Source organism: Paraglaciecola marina, from assembly GCF_004360155.1.
Lineage (GTDB): Bacteria > Pseudomonadota > Gammaproteobacteria > Enterobacterales > Alteromonadaceae > Paraglaciecola > Paraglaciecola marina.
The window spans coordinates 13,668-29,431 of sequence record NZ_SAIS01000040.1; the positions used below are offsets into that span (position 1 = coordinate 13,668).

Annotated in this window: 12 protein-coding genes; 5 read left to right on the forward strand and 7 right to left on the reverse strand. The window is 40.6% G+C overall.

The genetic code is table 11. The annotated features are described in order from the left end of the window. Positions 1–10: 10 nt before the first annotated feature. The 5 genes from EOK74_RS20205 to EOK74_RS20225 all read right to left on the reverse strand — a co-directional run bounded on the left by EOK74_RS20205 (position 11) and on the right by EOK74_RS20225 (position 8,476). Complete coding sequence (locus EOK74_RS20205) at positions 11–2,482, reverse strand: TonB-dependent siderophore receptor (RefSeq protein WP_133471932.1); 2,472 nt, start codon at positions 2,480–2,482, stop codon at positions 11–13. A gap of 121 nt (positions 2,483–2,603) precedes the next feature. Beyond that, positions 2,604–4,997, reverse strand: a complete 2,394-nt coding sequence (locus tag EOK74_RS20210; protein WP_133471933.1) for an acetamidase/formamidase family protein — start codon at positions 4,995–4,997, stop codon at positions 2,604–2,606. A gap of 198 nt (positions 4,998–5,195) precedes the next feature. After that, a complete protein-coding gene (locus tag EOK74_RS20215; protein ID WP_205964765.1) occupies positions 5,196–6,284 on the reverse strand; it encodes an acetamidase/formamidase family protein in 1,089 nt (362 codons plus the stop codon). A gap of 123 nt (positions 6,285–6,407) precedes the next feature. Further along, on the reverse strand, positions 6,408–7,208 hold the full coding sequence (gene ygiD, locus EOK74_RS20220; protein WP_205964772.1) for a 4,5-DOPA-extradiol-dioxygenase: 801 nt from the start codon (positions 7,206–7,208) through the stop codon (positions 6,408–6,410). A gap of 65 nt (positions 7,209–7,273) precedes the next feature. After that, a complete protein-coding gene (locus EOK74_RS20225; protein ID WP_133471934.1) occupies positions 7,274–8,476 on the reverse strand; it encodes an aromatic ring-hydroxylating oxygenase subunit alpha in 1,203 nt (400 codons plus the stop codon). A gap of 360 nt (positions 8,477–8,836) precedes the next feature. On the opposite strand from EOK74_RS20225, the gene EOK74_RS20230 reads away from it, so the two are divergent. The 3 genes from EOK74_RS20230 to EOK74_RS20240 all read left to right on the forward strand — a co-directional run bounded on the left by EOK74_RS20230 (position 8,837) and on the right by EOK74_RS20240 (position 10,959). Continuing rightward, a complete protein-coding gene (locus EOK74_RS20230; protein ID WP_166638810.1) occupies positions 8,837–9,445 on the forward strand; it encodes an NAD(P)H-dependent oxidoreductase in 609 nt (202 codons plus the stop codon). Positions 9,446–9,481: 36 nt separating this feature from the next. Next, the gene (locus EOK74_RS20235; protein ID WP_133471936.1) at positions 9,482–10,288 is read left to right on the forward strand and encodes a TauD/TfdA dioxygenase family protein; all 807 of its coding nucleotides are present in this window, start codon (positions 9,482–9,484) and stop codon (positions 10,286–10,288) included. 131 nt (positions 10,289–10,419) lie between these two features. Beyond that, positions 10,420–10,959 (forward strand): DsrE family protein, encoded by a 540-nt coding sequence (locus EOK74_RS20240; RefSeq protein WP_133471937.1) that lies wholly within the window; start codon positions 10,420–10,422, stop codon positions 10,957–10,959. Positions 10,960–11,045: 86 nt separating this feature from the next. Here EOK74_RS20240 and pgi read toward each other — a convergent pair whose 3' ends face one another. Together pgi and tal are read right to left on the reverse strand one after the other, a co-directional pair. Then, the gene (gene pgi / locus EOK74_RS20245; protein ID WP_133471938.1) at positions 11,046–12,689 is read right to left on the reverse strand and encodes a glucose-6-phosphate isomerase; all 1,644 of its coding nucleotides are present in this window, start codon (positions 12,687–12,689) and stop codon (positions 11,046–11,048) included. Between the two features lie 84 nt (positions 12,690–12,773). Further along, positions 12,774–13,727, reverse strand: a complete 954-nt coding sequence (gene tal / locus EOK74_RS20250; RefSeq protein WP_133471939.1) for a transaldolase — start codon at positions 13,725–13,727, stop codon at positions 12,774–12,776. Positions 13,728–14,097: 370 nt separating this feature from the next. Here tal and yaaA point away from each other — a divergent pair, with 370 nt between their 5' ends. Then, the gene (yaaA, locus tag EOK74_RS20255) at positions 14,098–14,874 is read left to right on the forward strand and encodes a peroxide stress protein YaaA (protein WP_133471940.1); all 777 of its coding nucleotides are present in this window, start codon (positions 14,098–14,100) and stop codon (positions 14,872–14,874) included. Between the two features lie 189 nt (positions 14,875–15,063). Continuing rightward, positions 15,064–15,618: a hypothetical protein gene (locus EOK74_RS20260; protein ID WP_133471941.1), complete on the forward strand. Its 555-nt coding sequence runs from the start codon at positions 15,064–15,066 to the stop codon at positions 15,616–15,618. Positions 15,619–15,764: the final 146 nt, after the last annotated feature.

The window sequence follows — 15,764 nt, forward strand, 5'->3', positions numbered from 1 at the left end:
TTACATCTAGTTAAAAGTTGTAGTGGACTGACATACGCCATTCACGACCTTTACCAGGTAATACTGCCACATCACCATATATATCTTGTAATGGGGTAAAGTAGGTCTCGTCTAAAACATTGTCTATGTTCAAGCTGATGGACCAGTCGTTGTAATTGACGAATAATGCCGCCTGCATCAATAAGTAACTAGGATACTTAGTGGCAAATTCGGTGAATCCAGAAGTTTCTGATACATGACGCACTCCCCATGTAGTCCCCACGCGATCAAATACACCCATTTCATCAGCATAGGTGGCATAAATACTTGTTACAGCGTCTGGTATACGAGTATCTTCTAATGCACCTAAATAATATTCACTGCCAGTTAAAGCATACAAGCTGTCAGAGAAGTTAAAGGCCGCTACAGATACACCATAGTTGGATACATCGTCTAAACCAATGTCTCTGGGATTAATGACATAATAACCATCATAACCGTCCACATATTCAGTTTTTTGCTTATTAGAAGTAATGCTGAAACTTAAGTTTTCGCTGGCAAGAATACGCAGTTCGAGTTCAGCCCCTTCACTTTTAGTGCGGTTAACCGTGCTGCCTGCGACTGTGCTAAGTTCTGTTCTCTCTTGACCATAACCAGAAATTGAACCTGTTACTATTCCATCAAACAACTCTAATTTAAGCCCTGCTTCAACTAGCTTGCCATCAGATAACCATTCACCATTAGCAATTAAGTCAGGGGATACTTCACCTGCTTGGCTAAACTCAATAGCAGCAGATTCTGCGTAACTAATGTAAGGACGAATACCCGAAGGTAGGTCTAATAACAAGGTGGCACTGTAGGTGAACTTACCATCTGTATCTTTAGCTTCTGTGACGCCTGCATAAGAGTATGTTGGGTCACCATTTTCAGTGGAGTCTAAGTCGTAATAGTCGTATCTGGCACTTAATGAAAGATCCCATATATCCATGGCCGTAAGATCAACCATTGCAAAAATAGCGTTGTCGGTCCAGGTAGACTGGGTATCTAAGTCCCAAAAGAAGTCTGAGTTAAAAGGAGATCCCATAATATCATTTGGCATTGCGCCAACTGATAGATCCCGGCGGCTAATGGCAATTTGTCCACCGTTATAGGATTCTTTCTTACGGGCATCATAATAACGACTGCTTAATCCGACATTGTAAACACCTGTAATGGTATCTTTGTCACTACCGAAAGCGCCAATGTAAGATACCCTAGCTTCGAACGTTTTTGCTAAATAATCTGCCGGAAAGCCATAACTTACAAAGCGCTGGTTATCTAAGTAATCAGCAAATACTTGTATTTTTAATTGGCTGTCATCGTCATAGGTTTTGATAAGATCAACAAAGCCAGTAAAGGTGCCTGTATCAGAAAAGTCATTGTCACTGATATAGACATCTTGTGGTGATAACTTTGTTGTACCTAGGTTGGTATCTAACGCTGCTAGACTGGCATCGGCATATAAGTAAAAATCAGGATAATGGGTCAGTTTGGCGAAATAAGTAGGGTCTTGTGCAGAGAGCTCTGCCCATTCCATTTGACCATTACCATCTGTATCCACTAAGTCAGTATCTCGCCCAGTTTGGTAAGTTCCATTATCGATTAGCTCTTGGGTGACTCTGTTCCATCCTGGTGTTTGCACATAACCTTCAGAAGTATAGGACATAAGGCCCGCAGCTAGTTTCCAGCTATTCCCTATTTCAAAGTCTGCAGATAATTGCAGCATTTGATGTTCTGGGGTAATGCCGTTATAAAAACTCCCAGAGTCTTCTAATTCTACGTAGGCATACACTCCGCCTTCAGCTTCGGAAATATTGACAGGTACACCCACCTGAAAACTAGCATTTTTCTTATCATAAGAGCCAAAGGTGACTTGAGCTTCACCAACGACTTCAGGTAAAAAACCACCTGATTGGCTGAGCCTAGCTGTTTTCGGTTCAAGGTTTAATAAACCACCTATTTTACCAGGTCCAAAGTTTGCTGTAGGTGGCCCTCTCAAAATGTCTACTCTGGAGGTTGAACCTATTGGTGTTTGGTAGGTTCCTTTATTTTCAATACGTTTAAAACCGTGGAAGTAGGTTTCTGCCAGTGTGCCCCTAACATTTAAGGCTCCTTCAACTCCATAAAATGAAGCAGTAAAGGTTCCGGGTGCGACGGCTGTAAGATCATCTACTGTGGTTACACCAAAGGCTTTTAATGTTTCGTCACTGACAAATGTGGCAGAACGACCGGTTTCTAAAAGTGACTTTTCAAAACCAAAAAGCAAACTACTAGGTTGATTCTCTAGAAACCCTGCAATATCTCGTTTTGCAGTTATCGATATAACTTCTACTGCTTCTTCATCAGTAACCTGAGTGGTATTTTCATTCGCTACTGTCTCTTGAGCCATTAGCGTGTTCCCAGAGCCACTAATCACAACAGTAGCGAATGAAACAGATTTAAAAAGCTTATTTAATTTTCGCATAGTGTGAATCCTTTTGTTTATTATGGTTTTAAGGAAGGTATTACACTATCAATTTAGTCATAGGCACTTTTGTAATTATCCGTCTAAGTACTTGACTATTTATGCAGCTATATACTTTCTTTTAGGATGAAGGGGCTACGCTTTCGGAAAAACCTTCATTTTCTTTCAAGTTTGTGAAAATGGTTTTTGGTATTACTGCATGTACACCCCAGTTACCATCAACGACTTGGGTTACACCAAAATCAACGGCTACTGATAGAAGCGAAATAGCTTCATCTTCACTTAAGTTTTGTGAATTCATCAAGAATCTACGTGCTTTTCGAAATGCGTCTCGCATGGCTAAATCGATAGTCGACTGGCTGTAAATATCACTTTGTGCATTATCACCCAACTCTTTGAGGTAGTTAGGATGACTAAACCCTAAAATCACCCATTCAGTGTCCGTCTCTATCAAAGGAAAATCAACATCAAAATGGCGGCCAGCGATATTTTCCTGTTTGTGCAAAATGACTTGAAATACCCCTGTCAAAGAACACTCTATGGCTGTTCCGCAAAGCTCTGAGTCTCCTTGGCTAGCGTGGGGGTCACCCACTGATAATAAACCGCCAGCAACGGCAACGGGAAGAAATACTTTTGAATCTTTTGCAAGACGCCAATTATCTAGATTACCCCCTTGATTTGAAGGGGGCACTGAGTCAACTAGACCACTGTGGTTTGGTGCGAGCCCTATGGTGCCAAAGTGGGGGCGCAAGGGAATTTCTACATTCTGTAATATGTCAAAGTTTTTTTGAGTTTTACTATGATCAACCGGTACACCTGGGTAGTCAATTCTGTCATGGGTAACACCAAAGGGATCAGTTTGGGGTACCCAACGATAATTGTATACAGCGTGGGCACAAAATGGCTTTTCAGACTCATCGATTTCATAAATAGTCACCACTTCTCTGGGTTTGGGCTCAGTGAGGAGATCGTTATAATGAAAGCCCCAAAATGTGGCGGCATTTGAACCAAAACTTCTACCTTTAAACTGCTCGCTGTTATTATGACGGGTTTGAATATCGAGAATTCTTAATTCAATGATATCCCCCGGCATTGCATCGTTCACATAAATAGGCCCTGTACATACATGTACACCAAACCCTTCTCCTGAACCTCGCCCATAAACTGAAGCATCAGCGGGCCCTGCTCCTCTGCGGTCAACGTTTTTTTGGTCTTTAGTCCATTTAAAAACACTTTCGGCACCTGGATCATCTTTGATCATTCTGGCGTAATCATCGTATGCATGATGGGTGAGGGTTTCTATGGTGACTTTTTCATGGGAGTTCATGGTTAACACTGGTGGCAAGTCTTTATCAAAATATCCCCAGTGGATGGTATCTTTGTTTACTGGGATATAATGATGTACGTTTGAGGCTTGTTGTTGTGCTGATGTTAGAGCTTGTGAAGAAGATAAGCTTGCAGAAGTATCCAGTTTATTGCGTAGCTCTGACTCATCTAATGACACACTGGTTGCAGTGGCTGGGCGACCTCTAGTTTGATGTAGCTCCTCTAATTTCGCGGCCTTTAGTTTGGAGCGTTTACGGTATTCCCTAGGAGACATCTTGGTGTAATCTTTAAAAGAGCGGCTGAAATAAGCTGAATCATTAAACCCCCAACGAAAACATATCTCTGATATTGAAAGCTGTGCATGAACTGGGCTATCTAAGTCATCTTTGCAACGCTCTAATCGCCTATTACGAATATAGCGGCTAAAGCTTTGATCCACAGACTCAAACAATTTCTGCAAATATCTGGGGGATATTTTATGTTCTCTAGCCACTTCATTTAAATTCAAATCTGGGTTTGACAGCCTTACCTCTATGCCTTGGCAAATACGATGTAGCATGGCGGCTTTTACGCCAGCCGCACCGCCTAAGGTGCGAGTATCTGCCTCAGGAAATAGCGCTGCGATTAAAAATTCAGGAATAGCCAACTCAATGGGCCTAAGCTGGTCTTCGGTAATAGTTTCAAGGTTATTAGCTAGTGAGACTAACATGGCGACTAAAGTTTGTGCTGGCCCAGAGTGCCCTGGTAAATGCAACATATGGGTAGGTAAAGGTGCGATAAGTCTAGCGTTAAAAGCAATGTTTGGTATGGTGACAAACAGTTGTCGAAAATCTGAATGTAAAGTAAGGGATGTTTTAGAGCCCATAGCCCCAAATACTAAATCTCCCGGTATAACTTCAAAAGAGCGGTCGCCTTCTTGAATTGTCATACGGCCTTCTAAAGGAAATGCGACCCATACCCCATCATTGTTGTTTTCTTTTTTTGCGATTATATTTTGAGCTCCGGATCTTATGCGGGTAAATTCGATTCCTTTTGGGGTAGACATACAATGCATGTCAGCATAAAAATCTTCTAAACTTCCGGGGTATTCACTAAATAGCCCCAATTTCCCTAATGCTGCTTGCCAACTGTCTAAACGGTTCATTTTAGAATGGGAATCTGTAGAATAACTCCAGCTACGATTTTGCATATGCTCTCCCTCCTTAAACTTCTTAATCATTAAGGATTCAATTTAACTTGGCGCAACTAAAATAGCTGCCCACTAAGTCGAAATTGCAATTTATATACCAGTACAAGTGAAATATAGAGAATGATTATTTGAAAAAGCTGTTAAATCATAGAATGATTTAACAGCTTCGAAAACAGTCAGGTAGGTAATTTACTCGGGTTACTCTGAGTCTGGCTCACCAGTATCGACAATGCTTCTAGGGATTTTTGCATGTACACCTTGAACACTATCTACCACCTGAGTTACGCCAAAATCGCTACTGATACTCATTAATGAATATGCATCATCTTTACTCATCCCTCTGTGCTCTGCTAAAAGTTCTAGCATGTCCACAGACGCGTTTTTCATGGCTACATTAAGATCTTCATCAAAGCCATGTACCACAAAGTAATTAGGGGTTTCTAACAAAGGAGATGGGAACACAAAATCTTTACGTAAAATGATTTGCATGGTCACGTCAAGAGAAGCCTCAATAGCGGTACCGCTGATTTCGCCATCACCTTGAGATACGTGGGGGTCGCCAATGGAAAATAAACCGCCCTCTACCTGTACAGGGTAATACATGGTAGACCCCGCTCCGATGCGCCAGTTGTCGATATTACCGCCATGTTTACCCGGTGGTATGGTGCTAACACGGCCTGACACGTCTGGTGCAACACCTGCGGTTCCAAGGTGTGGTCTAACCGGTACTCTAACGCCGTTGAGTGTTTTTTCGCGCTCACACTCTGGACACTTAGTTATGGTACCAGGAACTTCGTATTTACCCTTAAAATCATAAGCATAATGTCCATGGGCTTGCATACTCGCCATGTCTAAACGATAAATTGTCACCCTTTCTTTTTCGCCGAACTCTTTGTATAAATGGCCCCAATTGGCGGCTAAATTTGAGCCATATGAAAACCTGGGGCGCATAGATAGGTATCTAACTTCTAGCATGTCTCCTGGTTGGGCATCTTTCACAAAAATAGGGCCTGTCATTAAATGTACGCCAGGATTTCTATCGGCTTCGGGGATACCATCCCATACAGCTTTGATACTTTCATCCATCATCAGTTCAGGAGCATCACCGGCATGATGGGTTATGGCTTCGGCTTGAATAATATCGCCACTTTCTATAATCACGGCAGGACTTTCGGTTGCTGAAAAATATCCCCAATGACAGTTTTCAACTGTTGCCTTTAAGGTATGCATTGCCCCTGCGTGATGTCTATCTTTATTGGTTAAATCATCTGTTTTTAGTAATGACATAAATCAATGCTCCCATTTTTATTATTTGATTAAGCTCATTATGTTTAGGCTAATCTCTCAATGCCGTTAATTCTTGACTGAGTACGCCAGCTTAATTGTGTCTATTCCCTTTTTTGATAGAATTTAACTAAGCACTACAGTGGTCATATCTAATGAGCCATACTCAACGTAGTTACTTTCAAAGCGCACACTATCTTGCTCTAAGCGGGCGCCTAGCACATATAGTAAAGGTAAAAAATGGTCAGGGTGGGGAACGGATTGATTAGCCTCAGGTCCAAATGTCGGATATTTTATAACTGATTCTGGTTGGTCATTTACTATCGCCTCTCGAATATAATTACCAAATCGTGTGGCCCAGTCAAAGCTGCTGTTTCTGCCGCCCCAGTCCATTACTGATAGATTGTGGACTATATTGCCACTTCCTATAATCAGATAACCTTCTTGCCTTAGTTTTGCTAGCTTTTCACCTAATTTAAAGTGAAAGCTAGGGGGCTGGCCACTATGAATAGAAAGTTGTACCAAAGGGACATCGGCTTTTGGGTAGACTTTTTTTAGAACACACCATGCGCCATGGTCAAACCCCCAACTGTCATCTAGAACCGCCCCTTCTTCACTTAATATAGATACAACTTTTTGTGCTAACTCAGGGCTACCTGGTGCAGGGTATTGCATCTCGTACATGGCTGGTGGAAAACCACCGAAGTCATGTATGGTTTTTGGATTTTTCGATGCTGTAACGCCTACGCCTTGGGTGTACCAGTGGGCTGATACACATATAATACCTTTAGGTGTGGGGAACTCAGCACCAAGCCGTGCCCACATTTTGGTTGCTTGATTACTTTCTAGTACATTGCCTGGGCTGCCATGTCCAAAAAAGATAGCAGGCATTACCGCTGCCATTTCAGTAGTGGGGCTTTCTTGCATAATTGTGACCTTAGTGAATATCTTTATTGTCTATTTGAGAACGATGACTAATAACATCTTCTAGCTTAGCCTTGCTGCTTTACAGGGATACTTTGTTTTGCTTCTTGCCATGTGCTTTGGTATCGCTCAACTAGCCATTGATTCAGTAACAGTTGCGCTTCTTCTTGCCAAGAGTAGCGACCACGGGGGGCGAAACGAGAATTAAGTCCGACTTGTACCAACCTGTCTACATGTAGGTCTTGCTCTGTGATTTCCATTGCTGCTTTCATATTAAAATCTATTTTATCTTGAAAAAGCGGAGTTTTCATCGCGCCTGGCGCGACTAAGTAGCCAATAGTCATGCTGTGGCTATCTGCTGATTCTGCATGCAAAATTAAGTAAATGATCATATCTGCAGTGATAACCAAAGAAAGGGTAGGGGGGAGGTTTGCAAATACGGCGCGATTACGGTCTTCGTCTGTCAAGTTAGGAAAAATGGGGAGTATGGCTTTTTGTAACGGATTGAAAGCGGCGTCAGCATGGTCTGTGCCATTTAATCTTACGTAACCTGCCTCGTTATCGGACATAGTTGGAAACTCGGACTTTTCACTTGGAATAAAGTCATGTAGTGGGCCCTTATGCAACTTAGTTGCATGGTAGCCGTCATTATTGTTTTCCATCATGACTTTCCAATTCCAGTTATAACTTTCAGGAGCGTCTGGACGAGGCCCTTCTGCTTTTTCTAATTCGTAGTTTGCTAAATATTTACTCACTTCTGGAAGTCTTGGAGCTAATGGCGCAGCGTTTAAGTCAAAGTTGACGAAAATAAAGCCTTCCCATATTTCTACCTTTAGTTGTGGTAAAGGGTGTTCTTCACGTTTGAATTCACAGGTCTTGTTCATTGCTGGAGCACCAGTAAGTTTGCCATCTAGTTGGTAACACCAATTGTGATAGGGGCATAAGAACATTTTAGCGTTACCGTGTCCCTCAGCGACTAACATACCTCTATGCTGGCACACAGCGGACATAGCTTTAATTTCTTTAGACTTGTCTCTACATATAATGAGCGGCTCGTTTATATGGGTAACGGTAAAGTAATCACCAATATTGGGTAATAGAGACTCTCGTCCTACACATAGCCACTCGTGGTTAAATAGAGCTTCTTTTTCAAACTCAAAGAAAGAAGGATCGGTGTAACATTCTGGAGGAAGGCTTTCGGCTTGTGATATATTACTAATGGAGCTTGCCATGCTGGTGAAAAAATCTTCTGTGAATACTTTTTTTATCATTTTTTTAATTCCCATTATTTCGCATATTCAACGACTTAGCTCATAAAGGCCAAAGCTGTATTGATTATTTACATGACTGATTAAACTATGGGTATTATAAAAATTTGGCTTAGTTGCATCTTGGACATATCCGTCTCACAATTTGAAGTAACACGATATCTTTAGGTTTTTTTGAAGCAGAATTTCTAGGTTAATGCGCTAACTTTGTGCAGATTTGCACAGTCACACATCAAACTTGCTTTCAATTTAGGGCTGAAAATTATTTGTTAATAACTCAACTTTTAGTGCGTAAAAGAACAAGAAGCATTTACCAATGAGAGATACATTGTATTTCTGATAATGATTGTAGGTGGGGTAGGAATGAAAATTGGTATTATTTGTGGCAGCCAACGAGCTAAATCACAAACAAGTAAGGTCGGTAAATATATTGAAACAAGCCTGAATCTTGAGGGTGTGAGTACCTACTTAGTTGACCTGAGTGTCGAATCTTTGCCAAATTTCGATGATAGTTTCTGGTATGAAAAAAATGGTCCACTACAAACTCAATGGGCACCTATTGCAAAGGAGTTACAGGCTTGCGCTGGCTTTGTAGTGATTACTCCAGATTGGCATGGCATGGTTCCAAGTAGCCTTAAAAATTTATTTTTATATAGTAGTGTGGCGGAGATGGGAAATAAGCCAGGGTTAATAGTGGCCGTTTCTTCTACTGTTGGGGGGTATCAACCTGTAACTGAACTACGTATAAGTAGTTTTAAAAATAATCGTATTTGTTGGATCCCTGACCACATCATAGTGCGTAATGTTAAAACTTGCCTCAATGATTTCAATGAACCAGAGGGTAAAGATGATCTCTATATTCGAAACCGTTTGCAGCACTCTCTTGCTATTTTAAAAGAGTATTCAAAGGCATTAGAAGTTATGAGAGCAAGTAAGGTGACGGATTATGAAACCTACCAATACGGCATGTAATTTTATCTAATAATTTTTTAATTCCAAGGTGTAGATATGAGTAACATAACAGTCAAACCCATGACAAAAAATATAGGCGCGACAATCGGCAATTTGGACTTAACTAAGCCGTTATCAGCAGAGCAAAAAGCCGATCTTAAACAAGCACTAATGGAACACCAGGTTATTTTTCTTCGGGATCAACCAATAAGCCATGAGCAACATAAAGAAGTTGGTAAAATATTTAGTAACTTGATAGTCCACCCTGGTGCTCCAAGTATAGAGGGCCACAAAGACATAGTGGCTATTCATGCAGATAAAAACTCTAAATATGTAGCAGGAGACAATTGGCACTCTGATTTAAGTTGTAACCCTGAGCCGCCAATGGGGTCAATGCTATATTTACATACTGTCCCAGATATAGGTGGCGATACTTTATTTTCATCTATGTATGCTGCATATGATGCTTTGTCACCGGCATTACAAGAGTACTTATCGGGACTAGAGGCAGAGCATGATGCAAACCCTGTGTACCACAGTATTTATGGTGACTATGGTACCGCTTACCCTTGTAGTACACACCCTGTGGTAAGAACTCACCCGGTAACGGGGCGTAAAGGTATCTTTGTTAATCGTTCTTATACCACCAGAATTTTAGGCGTCTCTAAAACCGAAAGTGATGGGATTTTGAAAATGCTATTTGAACTTGCTAAAGATCCTAATTTTCAAGTGCGCTTTGAATGGCAGCCTCACTCTATTGCGATTTGGGATAACCGCTGTACCCAACATTTTGCTGTGTGGGATTACTTTCCTGAAACTAGATCAGGCTACCGAGTAACTCTAGAGGGCGACAAGCCTTTTTGAAGCTAATATTACATAGCTTTTTAGATTAGGTACGAGTCCTGCTTAAAATATGAAATGAGGCTAGGTGAATGGGGCTTGGATGGCATATTCACCTGGTACATTTTAACGGTCAGCGTTACAGGAGTTTAAAAATGTATATTTTGGCAAGAGCTTTGATTATTGGTCTATTCGCTTTTACAAGTTTACAAAGCTCAGCTGCAGAGTTTGCTGATGGGCCCATAATATTTGGCTATGGTAAACATGCTGCGGTAAAGCAGGATATGAAAATTGCCAAAGACACTAAGTTAAAGGTGGTTTTCGATGTTGCTAAAGCAGGCAAAGATGGTGGCGTTAATCGTGGCTTTGATAGTGTGGCTCGCTTTTACAACATGCATGTTGCAAATGGGATACCTGCAAAGAACATTGATCTTGTAGTTGTTGTTCATGGTGGTGCGACAAATGAAATGCGCAATACAAAGTCCTACCAAGCTAAATACGGTAAAGAGAACCCCAACGCAGAACTAATTAATACGTTATTGGCTAATAAGGTTCAGTTTGTGCAGTGTGGCCAGTCTGCAGCTTTTCATCAAATGGATAACACAGATATGATTGAAGGGGTAAATATGGCGCTATCAGCAATGACCGCGCACGCGATTTTAAATGCTAAAGGGTATAGCCAAAATCCATTTTAGGACTTTTTTGTAGAACTTAATTTTAATTAAAAAGGCGGGTTACCAAAGTAATCCGCCTTTTTAGTTTTTATCTAACCTAGTTAATGCTAGCTATTTGCTGCTCTAAACTTAGCTATTAGCTGGTTAGTTGAAGCATCAAAGCTTAGCGGCGCGTCAGTATTAACGAGTTTATCTAACACTTGATTACCTAGTTCTTTTCCTAGCTCAACACCCCATTGGTCAAATGAGTTCACGCCCCATATTGCACCTTGTACAAATACTTTGTGTTCGTACATGACCACTAGCGCCCCTAATGTTTTAGGATCCACCTTATCAAACAACATGGTATTGCTTGGTTTGTTTCCAGGCATGGTTTTATGCGTCGCCAGTGAATTTAACTCTGAATCATCTAGTCCTTTTGACGCTAAATCAGCTTTGCACTCGTCAAATGTTTTACCTTGCATTAGGGCTTGAGTTTGACCGAAGCAATTAGAAGCTAACATAGCATGATGAGTCGCATCTTGATTGGGAACGTTCAGAGGTAACATAAAGTCAGCTGGAACTAATACAGTGCCTTGGTGAATAAGCTGGTGGAATGAATGTTGGCCGTTAGTACCTTCACTTCCCCAGATAATTGGACCCGTTTCATAGTCAGTTGCTGTTTCTGCACCGGCAATACGTTTACCGTTACTTTCCATGTCTAGTTGTTGAACATAAGCTGGGAAACCACGTAAATAGTGGTAGTAGGGAAGTAGTACATGACTTTGAGCGCCAAAGAAATTGACGTACCAAACACCTAAAAGCCCTAGTAATAAAGGTAGGTTTTGTTCTGCTGGTGCCGACTTAAAGTGCTCATCCATGTCAAAGGCACCTTGCAGTAGTTCACGATAGTTGTCATAGCCTATAGTCAATGCAATAGGTAAGCCTATCGCTGACCAAAGTGAATAACGACCGCCTACCCAGTCCCACATTGGAAATATATTATCTTCAGCCATACCAAATTCGGTGGCGGCTTTGATGTTTGAAGATACGGCAATGAAATGTTTGGCTATATCTTGCTGTGTACCGCCAGCTTCTAAAAACCATGCTTTAGCAGTAAGGGTATTTTGCAGCGTTTCTTGAGTGGTGAAAGACTTAGAGGACATCACTACTAAGGTTTCTTCATGGTCAACTGTGGCTAATACGTCTTGAATATGGCAGCCATCTACGTTTGCTACATAATGCACTTTTACGCCCTCAAACCAATAAGGTTTAAGTGCTTCAGACATTATTTTAGGACCTAAGAATGAACCACCTATGCCAATCGCAACTATCTGTTTAAGAGGCTTTCCTGTGTAACCTTTGCGCTCACCGCTGTGAACACTTGCCACAAAATCTTGAATTTTTTGTTGGCAGGCTAATACTTCTGGCATGACATCTTCGCCATCTACCATTACAGGCTTGCCAGAAAAGTTACGAAGGGCTGTGTGCAATACTGCACGTTTTTCGGTGTGGTTAATGATGTCACCCGCAAACATGGCGTCGCGCTTTTCTGAAACTTGACACTCTGTAGCTAACGCTTGTAGTGCACTGAGTACTTCGTCAGTGACTAAATTTTTAGAAAAATCTAATTCGATACCACAGGCAGACTCAGTGTACTTTTCAGCTCTTTTAGGATCGGCTGCAAACCAATCTCGCATGTGTTGTGTTTTTATTTGTTCTGCTAGGCTCTGTAGGTTTTGCCAAGCTTGAGATTCAGTCAATGCTGTCATAGGAGACCTCGGGTGTAGGGCTGATAAAATTGTAATGACAAAAAAGCGCCGCAGAACGACGCTTTGTTAATAAGCTAATTTAACTTACAAGTAGCTTTTTAAAAGTGTTTCTAGTTTTACTTGGTCGATGGCAAAGTTACGAATGCCTTCTGATACTTTCTCAGTTGCCATTGCGTCTTGATTCATTTCCCAGCGGAACTGCGCTTCAGTTAAAGGCGCTCCAGGTGTTTTTGTTGCACCTGTGTCTGTTAGTTTAACTGGAAGAGGTGCATCTGATTGAGATAACTCTTCTAATAAAGCAGGTCCAATAGTTAAACGGTCACAACCAGCTAACTCGGTGATTTCACCCGTGTTACGGAAGCTTGCGCCCATAACGACAGTCTTGTAGCCGTGCTCTTTGTAGTAATTGTAGATTTTAGTAACAGATACTACACCTGGATCTTCTTCTGAGGCGTAATCTGTTTTACCTGTGCTCTTTTTATACCAATCTAGAATACGACCAACAAAAGGAGAAATTAAGTAGGCGCCAGCTTCTGCACATGCTTGAGCCTGAGCAAAACCGAATAACAAAGTAAGGTTACAGTTAATGCCTTCTTTTTCTAATACTTCAGCTGCTTTGATGCCTTCCCAAGTAGAGGCTAATTTGATGAGTATACGACTTTTATCAATGCCAGCTTCTTTGTAAAGAGCCACTAATTTATGAGCTTTTTCAATACTGGCTGCAGTGTCGAAAGATAAACGAGCGTCTACTTCAGTAGAAATACGACCAGGTACAATATTGACTATATCTGTACCTATGGTAACTGAAAGCTTATCGCCAGCATCAATAATTTGCTGTTCTGGATCTGATGATTGCTCTTTTGCCCATGCTACAGCATTCTCTAGGTGAGATTTGTATTGAGGCATTTCTGCCGCTTTCAGTAATAATGAAGGGTTAGTAGTGGCATCTACTGGTTGGTACTTTTTGATTGCCTCGATATCGCCTGTATCTGCTACAACAGTCGTGATTTCTCGTAAAGCTTCTAATTGGTTAGACATAGTATCCTCTGTATTGGGTGACGCTTAGTTTATGCTTGATGCTAATGTGCTATAGCTTGGTAGTGAACTCAAAGAAGTAAGCTAACTATCTTATGCTTAATGTTTACCAAATCTATTAATAGCCCTTAAAATAAAGCATATAACTGTTAAAAAGCCGATGCTAGTAAAAGGCCGCCTTAAAAGTGAAAAAAAGTAAATTGTTACTAAATAGCGACGTTTTGCGTTAAATCTATGAGTCCAGCTACGGACACGGCCTATTTTAACATCCTATATCTACAGATGTATTAAACCCATCTTGTTTTTCTATAGCAGCCCCACATATATCTAACTTACCTTTATTTAATGCTACTTTTTACAGGATCTCTTTTTAATGTTAGTGGTTATATCTCCCGCCAAAAATCTTGACTATACAAGCCCTGCTTCTACTGAAACGTTTTCACAACCTGAAATGTTAGATTATTCAGAATTTTTGATTAAGCATTGTCGTAAATTGAGCCCAGCTAAAATAAGTTCGCTAATGAAAATTAGTGACAAATTAGCAGGCTTAAATGCCGACCGCTATGCCAGTTGGCAGTTACCTTTTACTACCGACAATGCTAAGCAGGCGTTACTTGCCTTTAATGGTGATGTGTATGCAGGTCTTGATGCAAAGACGTTGACTGAAGACGATTTAAAATATGGGCAGCACCATTTACGCATATTATCTGGTTTATATGGGCTCTTAAAGCCCCTAGATTTAATGCAAGCATATAGGTTAGAAATGGGCACTAAGTTAGATACCGGAGAACATAAAAACTTATATCAGTTTTGGGGGGACAGAATTAGTAATAAATTGAATGAAGCCCTTGATGCACAAGGTGACAATGTCTTGGTCAATCTAGCTTCTAATGAATATTTTAAAGCGGTTCAACCAAAGGTCTTAAATGCAGAGGTTTATACACCTGTTTTTCAAGACTGTAAAAACGGTCAGTATAAAGTGATTAGCTTCTTTGCTAAAAAAGCCAGAGGAATGATGGCTAGATATATTATTGAAAATCGTTTAACAGATGTTAATCAGTTAAAAGAATTTGATAGTGCTGGCTATGAATTTTCAGAACAAAAAAGTAAAGGTAATGATTTGGTTTTTACAAGAGAAGAGCAAGCATAAAATTTGTGTTTGAATATAAGGGGCATCAAATCAGTAGTCCTTAATTTAAGCTCATTGTTATAGAAGTTTGGATTGTTTTGCACTTCAAAAATACAACAATTTTGAATTGTTGCCGATATAGTTTTTGCTGGCATTAATCTTGCCATGTAAAAGTTAACCAATCTTCTAAATAGAAAAAACGGAGGCTTTATGCCCATTAAACCTTTTATGCTAGTAACAATCGCCACGGTGTCAGTTTTGTTTTCAACTTTTACTCTCGCTCAGTCTGAGAAAGTGGAAGCTAAAAAAGCTGAAGTTCAAAATCTAATGCAACAGAGAATTGAAGACCGTTGTGGTGATGATCAAGACTGTATTGCCAAGATGAAGTCTCGAATGGCTGAAAAACAAGGAGCAAAAGGAGGAGATAAGGACAGTGCTAAACAGCAGATGTTGATTGAAAAGCGCTGTGGTGATGACCAAGACTGTATTGCCAAGATGAAAGCTCGAATGGCTGAAAAAGGTGGGGTTGAAAAAGGAGATCGTGACAGTGCTAAACAGCAGATGTTAATTGAGAAGCGTTGTGGTGATGACCAAGACTGTATTGCCAAGATGAAATCTCGAATGGCTGAAAAAGGTGGGGCTGAAAAAGGAGATCGTGACAATGCTAAACAGCAGATGTTAATTGAGAAGCGTTGTGGCGAAGATCAAGATTGTATTGATAAATTAAAATCGCGCATGGCCGAAAGAGCAGCAGTAAAAGAATAGCCGATAAAGAGTTATTGGTTGTAATGAAATAACCTGACCCTTTAGTCTAAGTATTGCAACTAATACTAAAGTATTAATACGCAGGTTTTTTAATCATGCTCGGTGCGCTTTAATAAATCCAACGCAACATATGTTGCATTAATTTA

What these genes read in the sequence shown, in the direction of transcription:
- EOK74_RS20205 (WP_133471932.1), bottom strand. Translation starts at nt 2,482, where the DNA reads ATGCGAAAATTAAATAAGCTTTTTAAATCTGTTTCATTCGCTACTGTT.
- EOK74_RS20210 (WP_133471933.1), bottom strand. Translation starts at nt 4,997, where the DNA reads ATGCAAAATCGTAGCTGGAGTTATTCTACAGATTCCCATTCTAAAATG.
- EOK74_RS20215 (WP_205964765.1), bottom strand. Translation starts at nt 6,284, where the DNA reads ATGTCATTACTAAAAACAGATGATTTAACCAATAAAGATAGACATCAC.
- ygiD (WP_205964772.1), bottom strand. Translation starts at nt 7,208, where the DNA reads ATGCAAGAAAGCCCCACTACTGAAATGGCAGCGGTAATGCCTGCTATC.
- EOK74_RS20225 (WP_133471934.1), bottom strand. Translation starts at nt 8,476, where the DNA reads ATGATAAAAAAAGTATTCACAGAAGATTTTTTCACCAGCATGGCAAGC.
- EOK74_RS20230 (WP_166638810.1), top strand. Translation starts at nt 8,837, where the DNA reads ATGAAAATTGGTATTATTTGTGGCAGCCAACGAGCTAAATCACAAACA.
- EOK74_RS20235 (WP_133471936.1), top strand. Translation starts at nt 9,482, where the DNA reads ATGAGTAACATAACAGTCAAACCCATGACAAAAAATATAGGCGCGACA.
- EOK74_RS20240 (WP_133471937.1), top strand. Translation starts at nt 10,420, where the DNA reads ATGTATATTTTGGCAAGAGCTTTGATTATTGGTCTATTCGCTTTTACA.
- pgi (WP_133471938.1), bottom strand. Translation starts at nt 12,689, where the DNA reads ATGACAGCATTGACTGAATCTCAAGCTTGGCAAAACCTACAGAGCCTA.
- tal (WP_133471939.1), bottom strand. Translation starts at nt 13,727, where the DNA reads ATGTCTAACCAATTAGAAGCTTTACGAGAAATCACGACTGTTGTAGCA.
- yaaA (WP_133471940.1), top strand. Translation starts at nt 14,098, where the DNA reads ATGTTAGTGGTTATATCTCCCGCCAAAAATCTTGACTATACAAGCCCT.
- EOK74_RS20260 (WP_133471941.1), top strand. Translation starts at nt 15,064, where the DNA reads ATGCCCATTAAACCTTTTATGCTAGTAACAATCGCCACGGTGTCAGTT.